The following is a 22,902-nucleotide window of genomic DNA, read 5'->3' on the forward strand; positions in this document are numbered from 1 at the left end:
TTATTACGCGGTTAATACTTGATAATTTTGGACGAGAAATTGAACTCACTACAAAATAGTTTGCATAAGAAAGCGCTACTTTCTCAGCAAATGTCACCTACTTGGTTGACAGCTTTGTGGTGCCTGTCGTTTTCCGTTATCACGCTCTGCGTTGTGACTTTTCTTATCCCTCCAACACAAGCGCACCTTCTCAATTCCCCTATTTTTACGTCGGTGCTGTTAATCAGCACAAACGTTACCTATTTATTGGTTAGATATTGGCGCACAAATGCAAATATCAACCTAGCTCGCCAAAAAATGGCCTTCTTGATTAATCGTGATGACTCTTTAATAGAGCAGTTGGTTCGTGTTGAGGCACGGCCCACGACAGGATGAAATAGAGCACCCTTTTTCAGATTTAGGTGATCCAACAAGACATTTGCCTCGTTAATATACATTAATGAAGTAGGGGTCTTTGTAATACTGATTTCAGTGTGCGGAGCATCTTTGCTGAAATGCCCGGTCTAGGCCGGATTTTTCGTTCTGCATTTTTAATGGTAAAGATGCAGTGTTGTGAACCTCAGGGTTAGAGGATGATTCTTTTGTTAACTCGTATCCTAAGTAAAATCGCGTTGGCTATTACAGTAGGCTTGCTTGCTGGTTGCCAAGGTGGCGTGCTTGATCCAAAAGGGCAAGTTGGCGTTGATGAAAAGCAGTTGATCATTGTATCAACCGTTTTAATGCTACTTGTTGTGATCCCAGTGATCTTCTTAACGCTTTATTTCGCTTGGAAATATCGTGAAGGTCGTGATGAGATCTACGAACCTAAGTGGTCCCACTCCACTAAAATCGAAGCTGTATGTTGGGCAGTTCCAATTATTATCGTCCTAATTTTGGGCGTAATTACTTGGAAATCTACCCACGCACTAGACCCTTATAAACCGTTGAAGTCTGATAAAGAACATATCACGGTAGAAGTCGTTTCTATGAACTGGAAGTGGTTATTTATCTATCCAGAGCAAGGAATTGCGACCGTGAACAAGTTGGTATTCCCAACCGATGTTCCTGTTTCATTCAAACTTTCTTCAGAAGGAACTATGAACTCGTTCTTCATTCCGCAATTGGGTAGTCAAATTTACTCAATGGCTGGCATGGTGACTAAGCTGCACTTGATTGCAAACGAGCCTGGTACTTACCAAGGTTTCTCTGCAAACTACAGCGGCGCTGGTTTCAGTGGAATGAAGTTTGAAGCCATCGCTACTCCAACTGAAGCGGATTTTGAAGCTTGGGTTGAAGGTGTGAAAGCAGGTACTCATGGCGATGTAATTAATCATGCCATCTTGGATCAAGCGTCTTATGACAAGCTTGCTGAGTATGATGCCGATCCTCATCATGTACATGTAGCGACTCCTGTTCAGTACTACAACTCAATCAAACCAGGCATCTTCCATGACAATGTCATGAAATTCATGAAAGATCACGGCAAAGTTGAGCTTCTAAAAGGCACCCCTTTTGATTCTACAATGATTAAAGGCAGCATGGATCATAGCGATATGGACCACGGCAGCATGAATCATAGTGAAATGAGCCATGAATCGCCTGAACACGTGGAGGAAGACAAGTAATGTCTATTCTAGGTAAATTATCGTTAGACGCGATTCCATACCATGAACCAATTTTGGTCGGAACATTTAGTGCCATTGTGGTTGGTGCAATAGCGCTTGCTTATTTGCTTATCAAGTACAACTTGCTAGGTGTGTTATGGCGCGACTGGATTACGTCTATTGACCACAAACGTCTAGGTGTAATGTACATAGTACTTGCGCTTATCATGCTGCTTCGAGGATTCTCGGACGCTATTATGATGCGTTTGCAGCTCGCATTGGCGACCAATGGTGACCCAGGTTACCTACCGCCCCATCACTATGACCAAGTCTTTACGGCGCACGGTGTCATCATGATCATCTTTATGGCAATGCCATTTATGATTGGTTTGATGAACATTGTTGTACCACTACAGATTGGTGCGCGTGATGTTGCCTTCCCGTTCCTAAACAACCTTAGCTTCTGGCTAACGGCTGGTGGTGCGATCCTAATCAACATCTCTCTTTTCGTGGGTGAGTTTGCAAAAACAGGTTGGGTGGCGTATCCGCCATTGGCCGGGTTGCAGTTCAGTCCGGACGTGGGGGTTGATTACTACATATGGGCACTGCAGATATCCGGGATAGGGACGACCTTAACGGCCGTTAACTTCTTGGCAACTGTGTTCAAAATGCGTGCTCCAGGCATGAAATTGATGGATATGCCGATCTTCACTTGGACCTGTACTTGGGCCAACATCCTGATCGCTGCTTCTTTCCCAATTTTGACTGCAGTATTGGCAATGCTAACGCTTGACCGTTACCTAGACTTCCACTTCTTTACGAATGATGGCGGTGGTAACTCAATGATGTATATCAACTTGTTCTGGGCATGGGGTCACCCTGAGGTGTACATCCTTATACTGCCTGCATTTGGTATCTTCTCTGAGGTTGTCTCTACCTTTACTGGTAAGCGTTTGTTCGGTTACAAATCTATGGTTTGGGCGACAGCATCGATTTCCATTCTTGGTTTCATCGTATGGCTGCATCACTTCTTTACCATGGGTTCAAGTGCCAACGTCAATGCCTTCTTTGGTATCATGACCATGATCATTGCGGTACCGACGGGTGTGAAACTGTTTAACTGGTTGTTCACTATGTACCGCGGTCGCCTTCGCGTTACCGTTCCGGTTCTTTGGACGCTTGGTTTCATGGTGACCTTCACTATCGGTGGTATGACAGGTGTATTGCTTGCTGTACCTGGTGCTGACTATGTATTGCACAACAGCTTGTTCTTGATTGCCCACTTCCATAACGTAATTATTGGTGGTGCGGTGTTTGGATACCTTGCAGGTTTTGCTTTCTGGTTCCCTAAAGTAATGGGCTTCCACCTTAACGTTAAGTTGGGTAAAGCGGCTTTCTGGTGCTGGTTGATTGGCTTCTTGTTAGCCTTCTTACCATTGTATGTATTGGGTTTCCTAGGTATGACTCGTCGTCTAAACCATACGAATAACCCTGACTGGAACATCTGGTTGTACATTGCTTTGGTGGGTGCGTTTATCATCATGGCCGGTATTATTTGCCAGTTGCTACAATTGTATGTCAGCTTCCGTGACCGCGCACAAAACTTGGACACTACTGGTGATCCATGGAATGGTCATACTCTTGAGTGGTCTACTGCATCTCCACCGCAGTACTATAACTTTGCTAAAATCCCAACGATCTCTAGCCTTGATGCATTCACTGATATGAAAGAGAAAGGTGAAGCATATGTTCGTCAAGAGAGTTATGAGTCGATCCATATGCCGAAAAACACAGCTTCAGGTATCTTAATCGCTGGTTGTATTACGGTGATGGGCTTTGCCTTAATCTGGCACATTTGGTGGTTGGCTGCGCTTGGCTTGTTTGGTGGCTTTGTATCTCTTGTCCTGCGTGCTTATACCAAAGACGTTGATTACTACGTTCAACCAGATGAAGTGGCTCGTATTGAGAATGCGCATCTAGATAGCGTGGCTAAGGGGTAATCATGAGCACTACACATTTGAATACGCACGACGCTCACGACGAGCATCACGATCACGATCCAGCACCACATAATGTGTTTGGTTTTTGGTTATACCTGATGACGGACTGTTTGTTATTCGCATCCGTCTTCGCTACCTACGCTGTGCTCTTTATGAACACAGCAGGTGGTGTATCAGGCAAAGATATCTTTGAATTAGACTTCGTTGCCTACGAAACGGCAGCGCTACTTCTTTCAAGTATCACTTACGGTTTTGCAATGATTTGCGCGCACAATAAAAACAAAAAAGGCACCCTTAGCTGGTTGTCTGTTACGTTTCTTTTGGGTGCTATCTTCATCGCGATGGAAATCTATGAATTCCATCACTTAATCGTCAATGGTCATGGTCCTCAAGCCAGCGCTTTCTTGTCAGCCTTCTTTGCCCTTGTCGGCACACACGGCTTGCACGTAACAGCAGGCTTGATCTGGATGGCCATCCTAATGATTGAGTTAGTAGTGTCTGGATTTGGTAGTCGTACAGTGACACGCTTAAGCTGCTTAAGCTTGTTCTGGCACTTCCTAGACGTTGTCTGGATTTGTGTTTTCACCGTTGTTTATCTGATGGGAGCGATCTAATGAGCGGTCATTCTTCTGAAGCAAATACACACGGTAGCGTTAAGTCTTACCTAACAGGTTTTGTGCTGTCAGTTATTCTGACAGCCATTCCATTCTGGATGGTAATGACGGAAACGTTTGATAAAGGTCCTACTTACATAACAATTATATTGTTAGCCATTGTTCAAATTTTTGTTCACTTGAAGTACTTCCTTCACTTGAACTTCTCTGACCAAGGCAAGTTGGACACTTATTCTTTCATATTCGCTGCTGTAATTATTGTAATGGTTGTCGCGTTATCCGTATGGATTATCTACGCATCCAATGCAATGATGATGTAAGCAGAATAATTTGATGAATATGCGGAGTAAAAGCCGCGTCGATGGGAGTCTATAAAGATGTTTAAGCGTTACCTACAGGTGACTAAACCGGGCATCATTATGGGCAACCTCATCTCAGTTGCGGGAGGCTTCTTATTAGCCTCTCGCGGCGAGATCGACTGGATTCTTATGCTAGCGACAGTCATTGGCTTGTCGTTAGTTGTTGCTTCTGGCTGTGCCATTAACAACTATGTAGACAGAGACATAGATGCAAAAATGCAACGCACACGTAACCGAGTAACGGTCACGGGTGAAATGTCTGGTAAAGCCGCTTTTTTCCATGGTGTTGTGTTAGGTCTAGTGGGTATGGCCTTATTGGTTTACTTCACTAACTGGGTTGCTGTTTCCTTCGCAGGATTTGGCTACTTTGTATATGTTGGCCTATACACCATGTACTTTAAGCGCAAATCCGTATACGGAACGGCGATTGGTAGCTTATCTGGCGCGGTACCACCTGTTGTTGGGTACTGTGCTGCTGCAGGTCAATTTGATGCCGGCGCTGCGATTCTTCTTTTGATGTTTTGTATTTGGCAAATGCCGCATTCTTATGCCATTGCCATCTTTCGTTACAAAGATTACGCCGCTGCCAACATCCCAGTGCTTCCTGTTGCTGAAGGTATTACCAAAGCGAAACGCCATATCGTGTTACACATAGCCGCGTTTGCGATTGTGACTGCACTGCTGCCGTTAACCGGTTATGTGGGTGTTGGTTTTATGGTCGTAGCATTGGCAACCAGCCTTTGGTGGCTAGCGATGGCGCTACGAGGTTACCGTAAGGACATTGATGTGAACGGTTGGGCTCGCCAAGTGTTTTTCTTTTCTATCATCACAGTGACTGCGTTAAGCGTCACCATGGCGATAGACTTTAAAACGCCTGCGGATCTTTTGGTCTTCGCCTCAGCGCACTAATCTTTGTTCTTATTGCGGATGTTTCTATCAGCAATGTCTTTATAAAAACGGGCTTCTAGCCCGTTTTTTATTGCCTAGTGTTTTCATGCCCCACCTTGTCCAGAAGTAGGACTCTGCGCCCTGTTATGATAAACAATAGCGCGGTATCTCTGACCGCTTCAGTTTGCTACTTTGTGCTATCGGGACCAAGGACAATGTGATGAAACGACTTCTTCTGCTGCCACTGTGTTTTTCTTTATTGATGGGAAGTGCCCTTGTGCATGCGATCGCATGTGATCGACTAGCGACAATAGCGCCACAAGGCATCCAGATCAGTTCTCAGCGTTATTTGCCTGATGGTCAATCACTAACACCATTTTGTCTTGTGAAAGGGCAGATGAACGATCGTATCGGCGCAGATGGCAAACCGTATGCCTTACAGTTTGAATTGCGGTTGCCGGACTATTGGCAAGGGCGTTTTGCCTATCAGTTTAATGAAGGCAACGATGGTTATGTAAAGCCTGCGGTAGGAAAAGTCGCGGGTCTAGCGCCCAATCAATATGCCATCAATCGGGGCTTTGCGGTCATTTCCAGCAACGGTGGGCACGATGCAGAACCCATTTCCACCGCAGGGCTAGTGGGGTCAGCATTGTTCGCCCGTGATCCACAAGCGCGCCGTGATTATGGCTATGATGCGGTGCGCAAACTGTACCCTGTGGCGCGAACACTCATCCAGCATTATTACAGCGCCCCGATTCGTTACAGCTATGGCATTGGTGAGGGCAACGGTGGACGACTTGCCATGGTGGTGGCGTCTCGTTTTCCGCAGATGTTCAATGGCTTACTGGTTGGCTCCCCTGGTATCAAGCTGCCTCAAGCGGCGCTGCAATACGCATGGGATGCACAAATACTTCATCGTCTCAGCCCGCAGACATTAACCACACGAGACATGGCGGTTTTTGCGCAAGGCGTGCTTAAACAGTGCGATGGCTTAGATGGTATTCAAGACGATTTGATCTTCGCCTCAGAAGCCTGTCAGCGGCATTTCCAACCGACATTATTGGCCTGCAAAGGCGAGTTTGATCGTTACTGTTTGGCGCCAGAAAAAGTGGCGGCGATTGTGCGCATGCAACAAGGCCCTAAAAATTCGCACGGGCAAGCCCTGTATTCCGACTGGGTGTATGACTCTGGCATTGGCTCAGCCAATTGGCGCCGCTGGAGAATTCAAAGTGGGGTCCGCGTTTGGCAAGATAAACCGGCTTCGAGTGTCTTGGGTGCGGCGGCATTAGCGAATATTTTCATGACGCCTCCGGTCCATACTGGTACGAGTCCCAGCGCGCTAGAGGCGTATTTACTCGGCTTTGATTTTGATAAAGACGCCCCTCAAATTTACGCCAATGACTCTCGTTTTCCAGACTCAGCAATGACCTTTATGGCCTCACCTGAGGTAAACAACCCTACCTTGTCTGCGTTTCAGCATAATGATGGGAAAATGATTGTTTTCCATGGCAATAGTGACCCAGTTTTTTCCATCAAAAGCACCCTTCGCTGGTACCAGGACCTGGATTTCAATCTGCACGGCAAAGCGAATCAGTTTGTTCGCTTATACCGTATTCCGGGCATGCCTCATGGTGAAGGTGGCCTCTCGTTGGGCCGCTTCGACACGCTGTTAGCGCTGATGAACTGGGTGGAAAAACAGCAAACAGCAAACCGTATCATAGCAACCGCGAGCACCGCTAACCCAGAAATAACCCCACGTATAGTCGACTTAGAACGCCCTCTTTGCCCGTACCCAACGACGGCCATTTATCGTCAAGGTGATGTACGTCTCGCCAGTTCGTTTGCCTGCCTGAAAAAGCCATAGCAGCAAATAAGGCGGTTTGCGTTAGCGGCCACCACCAACATCAATAAAACCGGCTGTGGTATAGCTGGATTTTTCACTCACTAGCCACATAATGGCTTCGGCGACTTCTTCTGGTTGGCCGCCACGCTTTAGCGGCAGAGTTGGACCAAGACGGTCGACACGTCCAGCTTCGCCACCTTCGGCGTGCATTTGGGTATAAATGAGCCCTGGGCGGACTGCATTGACACGAATTCCCTCATTAGCCACTTCAAGGGCAAAGCCTTTGGTAAAGGTGTCGATGGCGCCCTTGCTGGCGGCATAATCCACGTACTCATTGGGCGAACCATATACCGCAGCAATAGACGACAGATTCACAATGGCTCCGCCCTGACCGCCAGTACTCTTTGCCATATGGGCAAAGGCTTGCTGGCAGCAGCTCATGGTGCCAAAGACATTGGTCTGAAAAATTTGCTGCCAGCGCTCAGGCGCGGTGTCTACGAAACGAGCTTGAGTATCTAAAATACCAGCACTGTTCACCAAGGCACTAACTGCGCCCCAGTTCTGACGGATTTGCTCAAACATCGCGGCCACTTGATCTGGCTGACTGACATCTGCTTGCAGACAATGCGCAAGCCCGCCACCTTGTTTGATGCCGTTGGCAAGCGCTTCTGCGGCGTTAGCATCATTACGGTAATTGATAATGACTCTATAACCTTGTTTCGCCGCTAATTTAGCGGTGGCAGCACCAATCCCACGGCTGGCTCCAGTGATCAAAATAATGGCTTGTTGCATGGCAACCTCGACTCAAATTAAACAAAGTATTGCGCGTGAATAATCACGCGAAATAAACACAATGATGCAAACACCATACAGATAATAATCTACTTTTGTATAGTGGCTTTTAGCGACAGCCAGCGCTGTTATTGAGTTAAGAATAGGCTTGTTAAGTCGTGGCTTAGCATGGAAGATTTTCGTTCAAACCTAGCGATGTGATAGACCGCACGTTATGATGCTCTTCATAGTAACGTCTGCGCGTTAAAATCATGTATAGGAGGCTGAGATGAGTTCACAAGACCGACACTTTATTCTAGGTTACGGTAGTCTGATCAATGGTGAAAGCCGTGCTAAAACAGGCGAAACAGGTGACGTTTGGCCAGTCAAATTACATGGTTTTGAGCGTCATTGGTCGGTAATGTCTGCTGACTATGGCATGAGTTCAGTCGCTGTCGTTGAAGCCGCAGAGCGAGCTTGTAATGGTGTGTTGGTGGAGGTATTTCACGACCAACTTCCACTCTTCGATGAGCGAGAACAAGGCTATCAGCGTTCTCAGATTCGTCCTGATCAGCTAACCACCTACCTAGACCACAAACTGCCAGCGGGAACCTATTGGGTTTATCATGCCCATGATGTGGTTGAACCAAACCAAGATTGCCCGATCGCGCTAAGCTATGTCGATGTCATCTTATCTGGCTGCTTAGAGCACGGCGACGACTTTGCGCAAGATTTCTTGGCGCTAACCAAAGGTTGGCAAGCGCCGTTGTTAAATGACAGACAACAACCTCGCTATCCGCGAGTGCAACCTGACTTATCCACAGAGCGTTTAAACATCTTGCTTGCGCCTGTATCTACCCTTTCTATTAAAGAGCTATCCGTCACTTATGAATCTTAATACCACGAGCCAGTTACTGGCGCGCAATGAAGAGTCTCTAACCGGCAAAATATTGTTTGCTAACCCAGAAGACACTTACCCTCTGGATCTGAGCAGAAAGGCTGATGTGTACGCGTGGAGCCAATCCAAAACCTTATTCGATGCGCTAAAGCAGGTTGGGTTTGCAGAAGAAAAATTGGTATTTGCAGAGCAATGGCCTGAGTCGACGGCCACTGACTTTGACCATGTTGTTATCTATCAGCCAAAAGCCAAAGAACTGTTGGATTATCTTATTGCGGCTGTGTTGCCTCTGGTCAAAATGGGCGGCAAAGTCTGGCTAGTGGGCGATAATAAAAGTGGCGTAAAGTCTTCCATGAAACGCCTAGAAAATGGCTTAGAAGACGTTGGCAAGGTAGAAGGCGCTAAACATTGCCTACTTTATCAAGGCTACAAACGTGAAGCATCTAACCCCTTCGTGTTTGAAAAATGGATTACCACTTGGCAACAAGAAGTGGCTGGCCAAACGCTTAATCTATGCAGCATCCCAGGTGTTTTTGGTCATGGTAAATTGGACAAGGGCACAGAATTGCTGCTTAACCAATTAGAGCAACATCGCTTTATGAGTGATATAGCACACGCTCGTTTGCTCGACTTTGGCTGTGGCGATGGCATTATCGCTTTGTGGTTGTTTAACAAGACCGGCGTGAACATCACGGCGTTAGACGACAGTGCTTTTGCACTAAAAGCCACGGAACTGACCTTTGCGGCGAACCAAGCTTCCCATGCCCTCACCTTGATCGCCTCTAACGGCTTAAAAGAAGTGAAAGGCCGCTTTAATTACGTGGTGACTAACCCACCGTTTCACTCTGGAATTAACACTGACTACAGCATTGCTGAGCAGTTTTTTATGACGGTAAAACAACACCTTACTTTGAATGGTGAGTTGTTTGTTGTGGCCAACGACTTCTTGCGCTACCCACCGATATTGGATGCGGCACTCGGTTCCCATACCCGTTTACAAAGAGACAAGGGCTACGCCATATATCATGGGCGACAGGCGAAGAAACGATAATAAAAAGGCGACTTAGGTCGCCTTTTTATGCGGTTTTTTTTGCATTCTTTTTGAAAGGCAGTAGTCTACACTTTAGGTATTTACATCATGCATTCCAACATAATATGAATAAATAACGGGAGCAGATTATGACTAAACAATTAGTATTAAGCTTTATTGGCGAAGACAAACCCGGTTTAGTAGAGCGTCTTTCAGAAACCGTGCGCGAGCATCATGGTAACTGGCTAGAGAGCCGCATGGCGCATTTGGCGGATAAATTCGCAGGCATTTTAACCCTGTCTGTGCCCGCCGAGCATGAAACCGACTTGGTGAATGCGCTACAGGCGTTTGATCGGTTGGGTCTAAAAGTCATGATAGAAACCGCCAATGTGTTGGCCACTCAAGGCGAGAACATCCACCTGTCTGTGGTGGGCAACGACAAGCCCGGCATAGTCAAAGAAGTTTCTCAGGTACTCCATTCTTTAATGATCAATGTGAAAGAGCTTGAAACCTCTTGCGAACCCGCTCCAATGAGCTCAGAAATGCTTTTCAAAGCCGAAATGGTCTTGCGCATTCCAGAAGGGTTAGCACTGTCTGATCTTGAAGGGGCGCTGGAAAGCATAGGCAGTGATTTAATGATCGAGCTAGAAAGCGGCAATTAGCCAAGTAGCAAGAGCGCTGGATGGCCTCGCTGAGCGAGCCATTCCCCGAGCAAGGACAAAGGCCGTTATGCCTTTATCCCATCGTTGTAAGGAAAGAGTTTGAATTTACCACTCTGACCCTTTAATTAAGAAGTTAAACTTGGTAGTTTACCTTCTTAATTTTTAGAGTCCTTGCCCCATGCCCCAAGAAACGCATTCTCCTCTCGCCATGGATTTACACCAAACCTTGGTGCTGATTCATCGCAAGCTCAAAGAAAAATCTCAAGACACCAATTTAAGTTGGTCACAAAAGCACGTGTTGCGTTATTTATACCGTCATTCGGTATCCACTATTTCTGAATTGGCGGCGCTGGAAGGTGTTCGCACTCAGTCCATGGGCGCCACCGTACAATCATTAAAAGACGCGGGTTATGTCGTGGGCCAACCAGATCCTAAAGATGGCCGCAGAACATTGTTGTCGTTAACGGACGACTTTTTAAAACAAGTCGAAGCAACGCTGCTGATAAAAGAAGAATGGCTACAAGAACGCATAACCGAGCGTCTCACGGAAGAAGAGATTCAGGCATTACAACAGGCGCTCCCAGCCTTGAACAAATTAGCCGCAGACGCCTAGGAGGCAATGATTGAGTAACACTTTTCGTTCATTAGCGAACCCCAATTATCGCCTTTGGTTTAGTGGTGCCGTGCCGTCAAACATCGGGACTTGGTTACAGCGCACCGCCCAAGATTGGATCGTGATTTCTGAGCTTTCTGATAAGAATGCCTCGGCCGTTGGCTTAGTGGTGTTTTTGCAGTTTGCACCACAAATCCTCTTATTGCCGATCACCGGCTTGACTGTCGATCGAGTCGATCGCCGTAAACTCTTATTCGTCACCCAATTTTTGATGTCTATGTTGGCGTTAATTCTGGGCTTTCTGGTGCTTAGCAATAACGTGGCGCTGTGGCAGGTGTGTGTCTGTGCCTTTGGTTTAGGCTGTGTGGCGGCATTTGACGCGCCAGCTCGCCACGCTTTTGTGGCCGATGTGGTCAGCGAATCAGAGCTTACCAATGCGGTGTCCTTGAATTCCTTGTCCTTTAATACCGCACGCTTGGTTGGCCCTGCCATTGCCGGTTTGTTGCTGGCTTGGGTGGGGGCTGGTTGGGTATTTTTAATCAATGCGGTGTCGTTTATTCCGCTACTGACCGCGCTGCATGTGTTAAAAACTCGGATGCCAGTGCGCGAAGTCGACAACTCAGTGGAAAATAAAAAATCCACCGCCAATTTCTTAGACGGCTTTCGCTATATTGCCGATCATCCCGCGATGCGAATTCAGATCATCATGACCTTTTTGGTGTGCAGTCTGGGGATGAACTTTGCGGTGTATTTGTCTTCTATGACGGTGCATGTTTTCGAAGGCCATGCGGCTCAATACGGCATGCTTATTTCAATCATGGCGATTGGTTCCATTATGGGCGCCATGGTAACCGCGAACCGAAGTAAGCCGACTATGCTGTTTCTGACCTTGGCCGCCAGTGGGTTTGCCATCAGTAGTATGGCGGCGGCGTTGAGCCCGAACTTTATCAGTTTTGCGGTTGCTCTGGTGGCGCTGGGTTTGTGCTTACAAATGTTTATGACCTCCAGCAATACCTTGATTCAGCTGTCGACGGATCGCCGCTATCGAGGTCGAGTAATGGCGGTTGTCTTGGCAACGGCCATGGGCAGTACCGCGCTAGGTGGCCCTGTCGTTGGGGCCGTATCCGATTTACTCGGTGCTCGTTGGGGGGTTGGTATTGGCGGTGTGCTTGGTTTTGCGGCCGCGGCATTGGGCTTTTGGTTTATGCGTAAACAAGGTCGAGAAAAAGCGAATACCAGCGTTTAACGGGCCTAACGAATAAGCTAGGTGCCATAGCGAAAAACGAAAAGCCGAGTAAGTGACTGAATGTGATCTTACTCGGCTTTTTAATGGCGTTTTAACTATCAGAAAGTGTTAACTTCCAGACAAGCGCGGGGTTTTATAGCGCTGTCATGAAGGTCCCTTCTGGTGTTACCGGAAGGTATTTTTTGTAGAAGTCTTTATAAGCGGCTTCCGGATTTAAGTCGCTGAACAGTTCTGGATAAAGCGCTTTGGCGTAGAATTGCACCATGGCGCCATCTAAGATGGTTCGGCATGCGCCATGATAAGCGGCAAACATGCGGTTGTTTTGCACGGCCGACAAACTCGACCAACCAACACGTTGTTTGAAGCCTGCTAGGCGAGCTTGAGCGACGCTTTCTTCAACGCCTTGCCCCATCAACATAGCATCATCACCGTTGCCTGTTTCATACCCTGTGATTACGATAACTTGAGGGTCAGAGGCAAGAATTTGCTCAGGGTTGAGTTTTCCCCACCATTCAACATAAGGGGCTGAGATATTGTCTCCGCCTGCCATAGTGGCAATCGCGCCCCACATATTTTTACCAAAGGTGTAGCCGATTTCATTCACGCCCGCCGCGCCAAATTCGGTATAGATTCTTGGTTTAGGCAAGTTGGCTTTGGCCAAACGCTCAGTAATCATGGTCATGTTTTTGGTGTAGTCATCGGCGATTTTAGCGGCGCGCTCTTGCTGCCCAGTAATCACCCCAATGATGTGTGTGCTTTTGACGTGGCGAGCCAAAGTCTGTGCGTTGTAATCCACCACTATGACTGGAATTCCCGCTTGTTCAAGACGATCCACATCCGCGCCTAGCCCTTTGAATTGCCAGTCTGCCAGCATAATAAGGTCTGGGTTCAGGCTGATGACTTTTTCAACCGAAAAGGTTTTAGTGTCAACTCGTCCAATGCCTGGAATGTCTGCCAAAGAAGGGCGATGTTTGGTGTACATTTCCCAGTTGGCAGAGCGTGCTTGCCAAATGTACTTCGACATACCAACCACCTTGTCATACGCCGCTTCTGTGCCTATGGCCATGTAATCTTCAGGGTAGAAGCCCACAATGACGCGTTGTGCTGGAGCGTTAAAGGTGACTTCGCGATCAAGAATATCGGTCACAGTCGTGGTTTGCGCAAAGCTAAATGACGCAAACATCAGTGTGACCAAGCTAACAATTTTGTGGATCATAAGAAGAGTTCCTGGTTAATTCGCGCCTGTAGTCGACACGATGAGTAGAAATCGTAATGAAAAGCTTGTGTGAATTTTACGTTCAACTACAATGCGCATGCAAATCATTATCATTATTTTTTGATTTATTTTTATATTCATCTGACAAAAGGCTTCGTTATGAAAAAGAAACTGTTCGCGGCGCTTGTGGGTGCTCTGTGTTACGCCATGAATGCCGTGGCCGCACCACAGGTCATCGAAGATGTACTTGGCCGTCAGGTGACTGTGGATGTGCCTGCAAAGCGCGTGGTGCTGGGATTTTATGCCGAGGACTACATGGCCATTGGTTCTGAAAAAGCCTTCGACCAGGTAGTAGGCTTGTCTCTGGATACTTGGAAAGGTTGGCGTCCAGCAAGCTGGTCTTTGTACACCCAGCATCGCCCCTCGTTGAAACAGATTCCGGATGTTGGCGAAGTCGAAGCACAGACCTTCTCCATCGAAAAAGTGCTAAGCCTAAACCCAAGTGTGGTGGTGTTAGCGGATTGGCAGTTTAAAGGCCTAGGTGCCGATGTAGACGTGCTAGAGAGCGCAGGAATTCCGGTTGTGGTCGTCGATTACAACGCACAGACCCTTGCTCGACATGTCAATAGTACTCTGATTATAGGCACATTAACTGGCGAAGACGCGCGCGCCCAAAAGATGGCCAAAGACTATGAAAATAGCATTACTTATTTGCAAAACACCATTGCGAAGGCTGGTTTGCCTAAGCCTCGTACCTATGTCGAATTCGGTAACAAAGGCCCTAACGAATATTCCTTTACCTACGGTAAGAACATGTGGGGCGCAATGATTTCTGCTGCAGGGGGTGATAATATTGCCGCGCCTTTTGTCGAGTGGTGGGGGCCAATAAATCCTGAGCAAGTACTGGCCTCTCGTCCCGAAGTCATCTTTATTGCGGGCACCGAATCCAGTAAGCAGCCGGACGCCATGTTGATTGGCCAAGGCATTGATCGCAAAGAGTCAGTGGAGCGCCTAACGGGCTTTACAACGCGCTCAGGTTGGGACTCTTTACCGGCAGTAGAAAACAAACGTGTCTTTGGTATTTATCAGGGCGCTTCACGAACGATTATGGACGGCAGTATGATGCAATACCTCGCGAAAGCCTTGTATCCTCAACTGTTTGCCGATCTGAAGCCTGAGCAAAATTACCTGAACTTTTATAAACAATATTTGCCTGTGATTCCACAAGGCACATTCGCTGTACAGATGACCGATTAATGATTAATTCCACCCTTGTCACCGACGCTGTTAATGCCCAGCGTCGTTCTGAAAAACGCCGTTGGTTTGTGATTAGTTGCCTCATGCTGGTGCTTCTACTTTCCTTTGTATTCGACATTGCCACCGGCCCTTCTATGTTGGGCATTGCGGACGTTGCCAATGCGCTCGCCAATATGTTGGGGCTGCCAGTAGAAGTGTCGCGCACCACCCAAGTTATTGTGACCAACCTGCGTTTGCCGATTGCCTTAATGGCAGTGATTGTTGGCGGCTCTTTAGGGGTTGGCGGGGCAGAAATGCAGACCTTACTGAACAACCCCATGGCAAGCCCATACACATTAGGCATGGCGGCTGCCGCGGGCTTTGGTGCGGCTTTGATGCTCTACTTAGGTTCCCTTGGTATGAACGCGCAAATCGCCGTGCCAATTGGCGCTTTTGTGTGTTGTATGTTGTCGGCCAGCTTACTATTTGGCCTCGCTATGATGCGCCATATTACCTCAGGCCAGCTGATTCTCGCGGGCATCGCCCTGCTCTTTTTGTTTCAATCCTTGTTGTCTCTTGTGCAGTTTGTGTCGTCGCCGGAGTTGAGCCAACAGATTCTATTTTGGTTGTTTGGTAGCCTAACCAAGGCAACCTGGTCGAACGTGGCGATCACCGCCGGAGTCACTCTGGTGTGTGTGCTGGTGTTGATGAAAGACGCATGGAAACTCACCGCGTTACGTTTAGGTGAAGAGCGCGCGAAAAGCTTGGGTGTAAACGTCACTCGACTGCGTCTGAAAACCTTGATTATTGTGGCGATTATGACGGCAACGGCGACCAGTTTTGTGGGCATTATTGGCTTTATCGGTATCGTTGCCCCCAATATTGCTCGAATGTTAGTGGGCGAAGATCAACGCTATTTTTTACCCTTGTCCTTTCTTGTGGGGGCCTTTTTATTGTCCAGTGCGTCTGTGTTATCTAAAGCGATTGTGCCCGGTTCTTTGTTCCCCATCGGCATTGTGACAGCGATCATTGGCGTGCCGTTTTTCTTTTGGTTAATTATCGGGAAGAAACGCTAATTATGTTAGAAGTGAATAACTTACGCCTAGCGTTTGATGATCTTGTGCTAGCGGACGACATCAGCTTTCGCCTCGATTCAGGGCAAACACACGTTATTATTGGCCCCAATGGCACGGGCAAAAGTACCCTATTGAAAACCTTGTTTGGTGATTTGCAGCCGCAACAAGGAGAGGTTCGTTTTGAGGGGGAATTATTAAATCGTAAACACCTAGGGGAATGGCGTCAGCGCTTTGGTTACATGCCCCAAGACATTCGTTTAGACGTTGGCTTGAGTGTGTTGGAAGTGGTCTTGCTCGGGCAGCTCGATGCCTTGTCTCTCAAATTGGGTAATCGTTTATTAGAGGCTGCTCTGGAGGCGTTAGATCAAATCGGTTTGTTGCATTTAGCGAATCGAGACGTGAGAACGCTCAGTGGCGGCCAGTGCCAAATGGTGTTGTTTGCTCAAGCCTTGATGCGTCAGCCTAAAATCTTGATGCTGGATGAACCGGTCAGTGCGCTAGACCTGCACTTTCAGCAAGTGTTGTTGGATCATTTAGACAAAAACACCAAGCAGCATGGTTGGGTGTCGATTATGATTTTGCACGATTTGAACTTAGCCGCTCAATACGCCGATAACTTATTGGTATTAAAAGAGGGGAAATTAGTGGCTCAAGGTGCGCCCAAAGACATTCTCACGCCAGAACTTGTGCATGAGGTTTACGGTGTGACAGCCGAAGTCATGATGGACAGTGCCGGTGTGCCATTTGTTCGCACTCAACGCCGAGGGCCTCACGCGCCACTCACATGATGATTAACAGGCTCGAACCGTTAGACCCTCTATTATGAAGCTACATCACTTTCTGACCGATTGGCGTCAGTTATCCGCCGCAAGCCGTGTCTTAGTCATTAATGGCTTCAGCTTTAATCTTGGCTTTTATATGCTGCTGCCGTATCTCGCGGATCACCTGCAGCGCGTGTTGGGATTAACCCCATGGTACGTTGGCTTGGTGATTGGTCTTCGCGTCTTAAGTCAGCAAGGGTTGTTTCTGATCGGCGGTACGCTTGGGGATTACCTTGGTTATAAACGGTTGATTCTGCTCGGGTGCTTGGTGCGAGTCGTTGGCTTTGTGTTATTAGGGGTCGCGCAAAGCTTGCCTTTGCTCTTGCTCGGGGCTTTTTTTACTGGGTTTGCTGGGGCCTTATTTACGCCTTCTAGTAATGCTTATTTAGCGTACGAAGCACTGGATCAGGTGCGCCGTGATCGTATTTTTGCGATGCAAAACTGGACCAGTGAAGCTGGCATGTTGCTCGGTCCGTTAGTGGGTATTTCGCTGGTGGCGGTGAGCTTTATGTGGGTTGGCTTAACCGCCGCTTTGCTGTTCTTCGGCTTGTTTCTGATTCAATGGCGTTTCTTACCTGTGCTGGCCGATCAGTCTAGGCCTTCACCTGCTCAGCCAGGCGTTTGGCGACAATGGAAAAGCATGTTTCGGAACCGTCCTTTCATGCAATTTATTCTCTTTGCTTGTGCCTTTCATTTGTTTTTTCATCAGTTGTATTTGTCGTTGCCGAGCGAAGTCGAAGCACGCGGGCTTGGCTCCTATGTGATCACCTGGGTGTTTATGACCACGTCTATTCTTGGTATTACGCTGCAAATGCCGATTAGTCGGTGGGTAGCGCAATCGATCGGCAGTGCTAAGGCGATGGGCTTAGGGTTGGCCTTAATGGGCGCTTCTTTCTTATGTTTTCTGGTCTCGTTCGATGAACTCCCTTGGTTAAACTTCATCGTTTATGGCGTGATGTTTAGTTTGGGCTCCATGCTGGTGCTGCCATTGCTTGGCTCCTTTGTGCCGCGCTTTTGTGATAAATCCGAGTTAGGTCGTTATTACGGCTTATATTCCTGTATCGGTGGCATTGCCGCGTTCGGAGGCAACTTTGGCATTGGTTGGCTGCTGTCGATCGAGACTATAGAACGTCAGTGGATCTGGGCCTGTTTGGCGATGATTGGAGTGTGTGCTGGGCTGGGGTTGTATCGCCAAGTACATCGACTGATAACCTCCTCTTAGTGGCATTTTTAGCGTTCTAATCCCTTTCTTTTCTGCCTTATTTTGTCAAAAAATCGCTTCTCAGATGGAAACTTGATGGAAAACGTATTTCTTTGGCGCAAATGACTCTTCAATAGTGCATAAAAGTACAGTTTTGTATTTTTAAATAAATTTTCAATCATAAAAGTATCAGTTTTTATGTAAAAGTGTATTTTTTGTCAAAATAGTATCGTAATTTTCGGTTTATTGTATTTGTTTACCGAAAGACTAATTTTTAAACTCCCTACCCTCAGAACGGTTGGTTTAGAAATGGTTTTCTCTGATGGACGCTTGCGAACTCGTTGTAAGCGCAAAAGGACGGTAGCAATAAGCTTATTTGACTATAGATAGGCCGCAACTTTTATCTAAGTTGTTGTAAAACATAGTCATTTTTTATTTTTGTTTCCCTCAAAATAATTCAACCTACGTTTTTCGAACGCTTGTCTGACTGATACATAGATAAGTCTGCTTTGTTTTGCCATTCACAGCGTAAGTGCCAAATCAGATCGAGGGCGATGTAGCACTATTTATCAATGAAAGACATGAAGTGAAAGCTTGTTCATTCCGGCTGCTGACTTCATGTCTTTTGCTAATCCATATTAAAAAAATAATGAGATAAGAGATGAATTTTGAAAAATTAGACAATGTCAGTGAAGAGCAGCTGCCGATCGCTAAGCACAAACAGCATGGTTGGAAGCACTTCTTAGGTCTGTATGCCGGAGAGCATGTAGCGGCTACGGAATTTGTTATCGGCGCGACCTTTGTTGCGTTGGGTGCAAAGACCATGGACATCCTTCTAGGTCTCTTGATCGGTAATATTCTTGCCATTTTAAGCTGGACGTTAATCACAGCGCCGATCGCCACTCAAACCCGTTTAAGTCTTTATACCTACCTAGAAAAAGTCGCTGGTAAGTCCATGACCAAGCTCTATAACTGGGCAAACGTCATTATATTTACCGTCATATCCGCGGCGATGATTACCGTGTCGAGTACCGCCGTCAGGTATTTGTTTAACATTCCTGCTCAGCTGAACTGGTACCCAACCAACTCTTGGTTTGTGCTGGTGGTGTTGGCCGTGGGCGCTGTCGTGGTGTTTGTTGCCATGTACGGTTTTAAAGCGGTGTCAGAGTTTTCTGGTATCTGTGGGCCTTGGTTATTTGTGATGTTTGGTTCTGGCGCCTTGGTGATCATGCCTGCGTTATCTGAATCGGTATTAGGCACCACGACACTGCACAGCTTTAAAGACTTTATTACCATTGGCGATCAGTCTATCTGGACGGGTGTAAACGCGTACGGAAAACCGGGCATTGGTCTTCTTGAGGTGATTGGCTTTGCATGGGCTGCGAACACAATTACGCACTTTGGTTTGATCGATATGGCCTTGTTCCGCTATGCGAAAAAGCCAATTTACGGCCTAGCAACCAGCTCAGGTATGCTGTTTGGTCACTTTATTGCTTGGGTCTCTGCCGGCATCATGGGAGCGGGTACTGCGGTACTGGTTAAGAAAAGCATCATTGCTTTAGATCCAGGTGATGTGGCGTTTCAAGCGTTGGGCCTTTCTGGTTTTGTGATTGTTATCGTCGCAGGTTGGACCACAGCAAACGCCAACTTATACCGAGCAGGTCTTGCGGCTCAGGCGATCTTTACACGTTATTCCAGACGTCAAACCACGCTTGCTGTTGGCTTGATCACCATGGTTGTGGCCTGTTTCCCATTTGTGTTCAGTAAAATGCTGCCGTTGCTTACCTACGCAGGTTTGTTGGTGGTGCCGGTCGGTGCAATCGTTTTCTCTGAGCACGTTTTGTTCCCGAAAATCGGCTTTAGCCGTTACTGGGTAAGCTACCAAAAATTAACCCATAGCACCCCAGCGGTTGCGTCATGGGGTATTGGTCTGGCGTTTGGTTTTGGCTTAAACGCGCTGAACATCATGTCTTTCTACTACTTATTCTTACCGACTTGGGTGGTGACCATTATTGTCTATACCCTACTCGCTCAGCGTTATGGCGCGAGTAAAGAGTACCCAGAAGAAATGGCAGAAATGGCGTCCCACGACAAGCTGGTTGAGGCGTATCACGAAGAACAAGCTCGTGTGGCAATGCCTATTGTTGAAGACACCTCTTTGCTTTCTAAAGCGCTGAAAAGCATCGCGTGGATTAGCTTGATTGTGACACTGGCCTTGGCCTCTATCACCATGTTCGCGAGTGAAAATATGGCGCACTACTTAGAGAATCGTGAGACGTTTTATACCTATGGTTTTGTCTGCACCATTCTTTATTTTACGGCTGCTTATTGGGCGCTAAAACGCCGAAAAGCGCTTCAAGCATAACTAATACTGCGAGATTCACTAATGAAAACAATACAATTGAACCAAGGCAACCTACAACATTTGCCTGAATCGTTTGCGTTACCTACCTACGACCGTAGCAAGGTAAAAGCGGGAATCGTGCATATTGGTATCGGTGGTTTCCACCGCTCGCATGAAGCCTTTTACACAGATGAATTATTAGCATCAACTGGCTCAACTGAATGGGGCATTTGCGGTGTTGGCTTGCGCGAAGCCGACCGTAAAATTGGCGACATTCTTAAGCAGCAAGACTATCTTTACACGCTGATCGTGAAGCACCCAGACGGCAAAGTAGAGAATCGTGTTATTGGTTCGATTGTGGATTTCATGCTGGGCTGTGATGATGCGGTCGCGGTAACAGATAAAATGGCCAGCGCAGAGACCAAAATTGTCTCTTTGACCATTACCGAAGGGGGTTATAACTTTAACCCAGCGACCAATGAGTTCGATTTTAGCAACCCAGATGTGCAGCACGATTTAGCCAACCCACAAAACCCTAAAATGGTGTTTGGCTTTCTGACTGAAGCCTTGAGAAAGCGCCGTGAAGCGGGCTTGCCTGCCTTCACTATTCAGTCTTGTGACAACATCCAGCACAACGGCAACATGACCCGTAAAATGCTATTGGCCTTTGCTGAACAGCAAGATGCTGAGTTAGCCGCTTGGATTGCAGAAGAAGTACGCTTCCCAAATGCGATGGTAGACCGTATCACGCCAGTGACAACGCCTGCCGATATTGCCAACCTACAAGCATCCGGTGTGGACGACGCCTGGCCTGTCGTCTGTGAGCCGTTCTCACAGTGGGTAATCGAAGACACTTTCTCTAATGGTCGCCCTGCATGGGAAAACGTCGGCGCTCAGTTTGTGCCAGATGTAACGCCTTACGAAACCATGAAGATTCGCCTGCTTAACGCTGGTCATTCTGTCTTGGGCTTGTTGGGCTCTATCCACGGTCATCAAACGATTGATGGTTGTGTGGCAGATCCATTGTTTGCGACTTACCTACGCCGTTTTATGGACGTAGAAGCGACGCCAGTATTAGCACCGGTTGAAGGCATTAATCTGGAAGATTACAAAAGTTCTTTGATTGAGCGTTTCGGTAACCCGAACGTGAAAGACAACTTGGCGCGTATCTGTCTAGAAAGCTCTTCTAAACTGCCTAAATTCTTGATCCCTACGATTACAGAAAACATGGCGAAAGGTGGCAGCATTCAATTTGCTGCGCTTGTGATCGCCGCGTGGTGTTACTACTCAGACAAAGGCGTTAACAAAGAAGGCGTTGCGCTGGACATTGTTGATGACATGAAAGCTGAGTTACACACTGCAGCAGCAGGCTCTCAGGACGATAAATTGTCCTTCCTTAAGCTGACCGCTGTGTTTGGTGATCTTGCTCAAAATGCCGTCTTTACGGATGTCTATGTGGCCATGTTAGACGCGCTTTACGCGAACCCTAATATTGCTGAGCAAATGCAAAACATGCTTGAAAAAGAAGCTCTAGTCGCTTAATAGCGCCACCTTAGCGGGTGAATAACCTGCGATAAAACCGATCTCCGGCTTAGTCAGAGATCGGTTTTTTTTGTTCTATTTATTCATAAATATCAATGGATTAGGGTTTTTCTTCGATGAATTTAAAACAACGAGAAAAGCCGCGTAAACGGGAGCTCTAATAAATTTTTTCGTGAAGGTGAAAAACCACAGTGAAAATAAGGGTATAATGCGCGAAATTTTTACAGCCAACGTCCGAGGTAGTGACAACAATGAGTCTTCCTAATTGCCCTAAATGTAACTCAACTTATGTGTACGAAGATCAAGCTATGCTGATCTGCCCTGAGTGTGCGCACGAGTGGAACCCGAACGAAGTGGAAGTAGACGAAGATGCATTGATCATCAAAGACATGAGTGGCAAATTGTTGCAAGAAGGCGACAAAGTGACCTTGGCGAAAGACCTAAAAGTAAAAGGTTCTTCACAAGTTCTTAAAATCGGCACCAAAGCGACCATCAAACGTCTAGTAGACGGCGACCACGACATCGACTGTAAAGTAGATGGCGCAGGCGACATGATGCTGAAATCTCAATTCGTCAAAAAAGCCTCAGCTTAAATTCGTACATCTGACTTGCTCAGATAACGAACCAAAAAAAGGGCGTTTGCCGCTGACCTCATCAGCGCAAATGCTCTTTTTTCTGCCCGCAGACAGCTCGAACGGTCCCTTCCCCTTTCTTCAAGCGGAAGGCTAGGATTAGGTTGTTGGTTTTACGGGTTCCATTCTAATGCTTTGTTTTCCCGACTTTTATTCCGCTCTTCTGAGCGTGTAACTTTTTTCAGTTGATGCAAAACTTTACTTTAAAAGAAAAGCAAAAAATCTCTTTAAAACCTTTAGCGTATGATTTGCGTGGCATATTAAAACGCCTGTACGTCGATCATTTAAGGAAGGTGTTTAGAAGCTTAATTAGCTTGGAGGTAAAGC

General features: G+C 47.0%; 20 protein-coding genes. 18 read left to right on the forward strand and 2 right to left on the reverse strand.

Going from position 1 to position 22,902, the window contains the following annotated elements; genetic code table 11:
* Window positions 1-572 precede the first annotated feature (572 nt).
* From cyoA to ACIGBN_RS10845, 6 genes are all read left to right on the forward strand, one after another.
* The gene (gene cyoA, locus ACIGBN_RS10820; RefSeq protein ID WP_396665369.1) at window positions 573-1,604 is read left to right on the forward strand and encodes a ubiquinol oxidase subunit II; all 1,032 of its coding nucleotides are present in this window, start codon (window positions 573-575) and stop codon (window positions 1,602-1,604) included.
* Complete coding sequence (gene cyoB, locus ACIGBN_RS10825) at window positions 1,604-3,583, forward strand: cytochrome o ubiquinol oxidase subunit I (RefSeq protein WP_396665371.1); 1,980 nt, start codon at window positions 1,604-1,606, stop codon at window positions 3,581-3,583. The genes cyoA and cyoB overlap by 1 nt, the downstream gene beginning before the upstream one ends.
* A gap of 2 nt (window positions 3,584-3,585) precedes the next feature.
* Entirely contained in the window at window positions 3,586-4,197 is a 612-nt protein-coding gene (gene cyoC, locus ACIGBN_RS10830) for a cytochrome o ubiquinol oxidase subunit III (RefSeq protein ID WP_396665373.1), read from the forward strand.
* On the forward strand, window positions 4,197-4,517 hold the full coding sequence (cyoD, locus tag ACIGBN_RS10835; protein ID WP_133002305.1) for a cytochrome o ubiquinol oxidase subunit IV: 321 nt from the start codon (window positions 4,197-4,199) through the stop codon (window positions 4,515-4,517). Before cyoC ends, cyoD begins: the two co-directional genes overlap by 1 nt.
* A 57-nt stretch (window positions 4,518-4,574) precedes the next feature.
* A complete protein-coding gene (cyoE, locus tag ACIGBN_RS10840; protein WP_133002306.1) occupies window positions 4,575-5,465 on the forward strand; it encodes a heme o synthase in 891 nt (296 codons plus the stop codon).
* A gap of 199 nt (window positions 5,466-5,664) precedes the next feature.
* Window positions 5,665-7,308, forward strand: coding sequence for a tannase/feruloyl esterase family alpha/beta hydrolase (locus tag ACIGBN_RS10845; RefSeq protein ID WP_396665376.1), 1,644 nt, complete (start codon window positions 5,665-5,667; stop codon window positions 7,306-7,308).
* Between the two features lie 21 nt (window positions 7,309-7,329).
* Here ACIGBN_RS10845 and ACIGBN_RS10850 read toward each other — a convergent pair whose 3' ends face one another.
* Window positions 7,330-8,079 carry an SDR family oxidoreductase gene (locus ACIGBN_RS10850; protein ID WP_396665378.1) on the reverse strand — a complete coding sequence of 250 codons (750 nt, stop codon included), beginning with the start codon at window positions 8,077-8,079 and terminating at the stop codon, window positions 7,330-7,332.
* Between the two features lie 268 nt (window positions 8,080-8,347).
* Between ACIGBN_RS10850 and ACIGBN_RS10855 the strand changes: the two genes are divergently transcribed.
* The 5 genes from ACIGBN_RS10855 (at window position 8,348) to ACIGBN_RS10875 (ending at window position 12,507) form a co-directional block, all read left to right on the forward strand.
* Window positions 8,348-8,956 carry a gamma-glutamylcyclotransferase family protein gene (locus ACIGBN_RS10855; RefSeq protein ID WP_133002309.1) on the forward strand — a complete coding sequence of 203 codons (609 nt, stop codon included), beginning with the start codon at window positions 8,348-8,350 and terminating at the stop codon, window positions 8,954-8,956.
* A complete protein-coding gene (locus tag ACIGBN_RS10860; protein WP_396665380.1) occupies window positions 8,946-10,007 on the forward strand; it encodes a methyltransferase in 1,062 nt (353 codons plus the stop codon). Before ACIGBN_RS10855 ends, ACIGBN_RS10860 begins: the two co-directional genes overlap by 11 nt.
* 128 nt (window positions 10,008-10,135) lie before the next feature.
* Window positions 10,136-10,648, forward strand: coding sequence for a glycine cleavage system protein R (locus tag ACIGBN_RS10865; protein ID WP_133002311.1), 513 nt, complete (start codon window positions 10,136-10,138; stop codon window positions 10,646-10,648).
* A 178-nt stretch (window positions 10,649-10,826) separates the two neighbouring features.
* The gene (locus ACIGBN_RS10870) at window positions 10,827-11,261 is read left to right on the forward strand and encodes a MarR family winged helix-turn-helix transcriptional regulator (protein ID WP_396665383.1); all 435 of its coding nucleotides are present in this window, start codon (window positions 10,827-10,829) and stop codon (window positions 11,259-11,261) included.
* Between the two features lie 10 nt (window positions 11,262-11,271).
* Window positions 11,272-12,507, forward strand: coding sequence for an MFS transporter (locus ACIGBN_RS10875; protein ID WP_133002313.1), 1,236 nt, complete (start codon window positions 11,272-11,274; stop codon window positions 12,505-12,507).
* Window positions 12,508-12,640: 133 nt separating this feature from the next.
* Here the strand turns inward: ACIGBN_RS10875 and ACIGBN_RS10880 are convergent, their stop codons facing one another.
* Window positions 12,641-13,723 carry an ABC transporter substrate-binding protein gene (locus ACIGBN_RS10880; protein ID WP_396665386.1) on the reverse strand — a complete coding sequence of 361 codons (1,083 nt, stop codon included), beginning with the start codon at window positions 13,721-13,723 and terminating at the stop codon, window positions 12,641-12,643.
* A gap of 159 nt (window positions 13,724-13,882) precedes the next feature.
* Here ACIGBN_RS10880 and ACIGBN_RS10885 point away from each other — a divergent pair, with 159 nt between their 5' ends.
* From ACIGBN_RS10885 to ACIGBN_RS10915, 7 genes are all read left to right on the forward strand, one after another.
* Window positions 13,883-14,980, forward strand: coding sequence for an ABC transporter substrate-binding protein (locus ACIGBN_RS10885; RefSeq protein ID WP_133002315.1), 1,098 nt, complete (start codon window positions 13,883-13,885; stop codon window positions 14,978-14,980).
* Window positions 14,980-16,035 (forward strand): iron ABC transporter permease, encoded by a 1,056-nt coding sequence (locus ACIGBN_RS10890; protein WP_207923334.1) that lies wholly within the window; start codon window positions 14,980-14,982, stop codon window positions 16,033-16,035. Before ACIGBN_RS10885 ends, ACIGBN_RS10890 begins: the two co-directional genes overlap by 1 nt.
* A gap of 2 nt (window positions 16,036-16,037) precedes the next feature.
* Entirely contained in the window at window positions 16,038-16,823 is a 786-nt protein-coding gene (locus ACIGBN_RS10895) for an ABC transporter ATP-binding protein (protein WP_133002316.1), read from the forward strand.
* Window positions 16,824-16,857: 34 nt separating this feature from the next.
* Window positions 16,858-18,078 (forward strand): MDR family MFS transporter, encoded by a 1,221-nt coding sequence (locus ACIGBN_RS10900; protein WP_396665389.1) that lies wholly within the window; start codon window positions 16,858-16,860, stop codon window positions 18,076-18,078.
* Between the two features lie 640 nt (window positions 18,079-18,718).
* A complete protein-coding gene (locus ACIGBN_RS10905; protein WP_133002318.1) occupies window positions 18,719-20,422 on the forward strand; it encodes a cytosine permease in 1,704 nt (567 codons plus the stop codon).
* A 21-nt stretch (window positions 20,423-20,443) separates the two neighbouring features.
* Entirely contained in the window at window positions 20,444-21,943 is a 1,500-nt protein-coding gene (locus ACIGBN_RS10910) for a mannitol dehydrogenase family protein (protein WP_396665391.1), read from the forward strand.
* Window positions 21,944-22,194: 251 nt separating this feature from the next.
* Window positions 22,195-22,536 carry a zinc ribbon domain-containing protein YjdM gene (locus ACIGBN_RS10915; protein WP_396665393.1) on the forward strand — a complete coding sequence of 114 codons (342 nt, stop codon included), beginning with the start codon at window positions 22,195-22,197 and terminating at the stop codon, window positions 22,534-22,536.
* Window positions 22,537-22,902 lie beyond the last annotated feature (366 nt).

Origin of the sequence: Marinomonas sp. NPDC078689 (genome assembly GCF_044542435.1) — a bacterium.
Taxonomy (GTDB): domain Bacteria; phylum Pseudomonadota; class Gammaproteobacteria; order Pseudomonadales; family Marinomonadaceae; genus Marinomonas; species Marinomonas arenicola.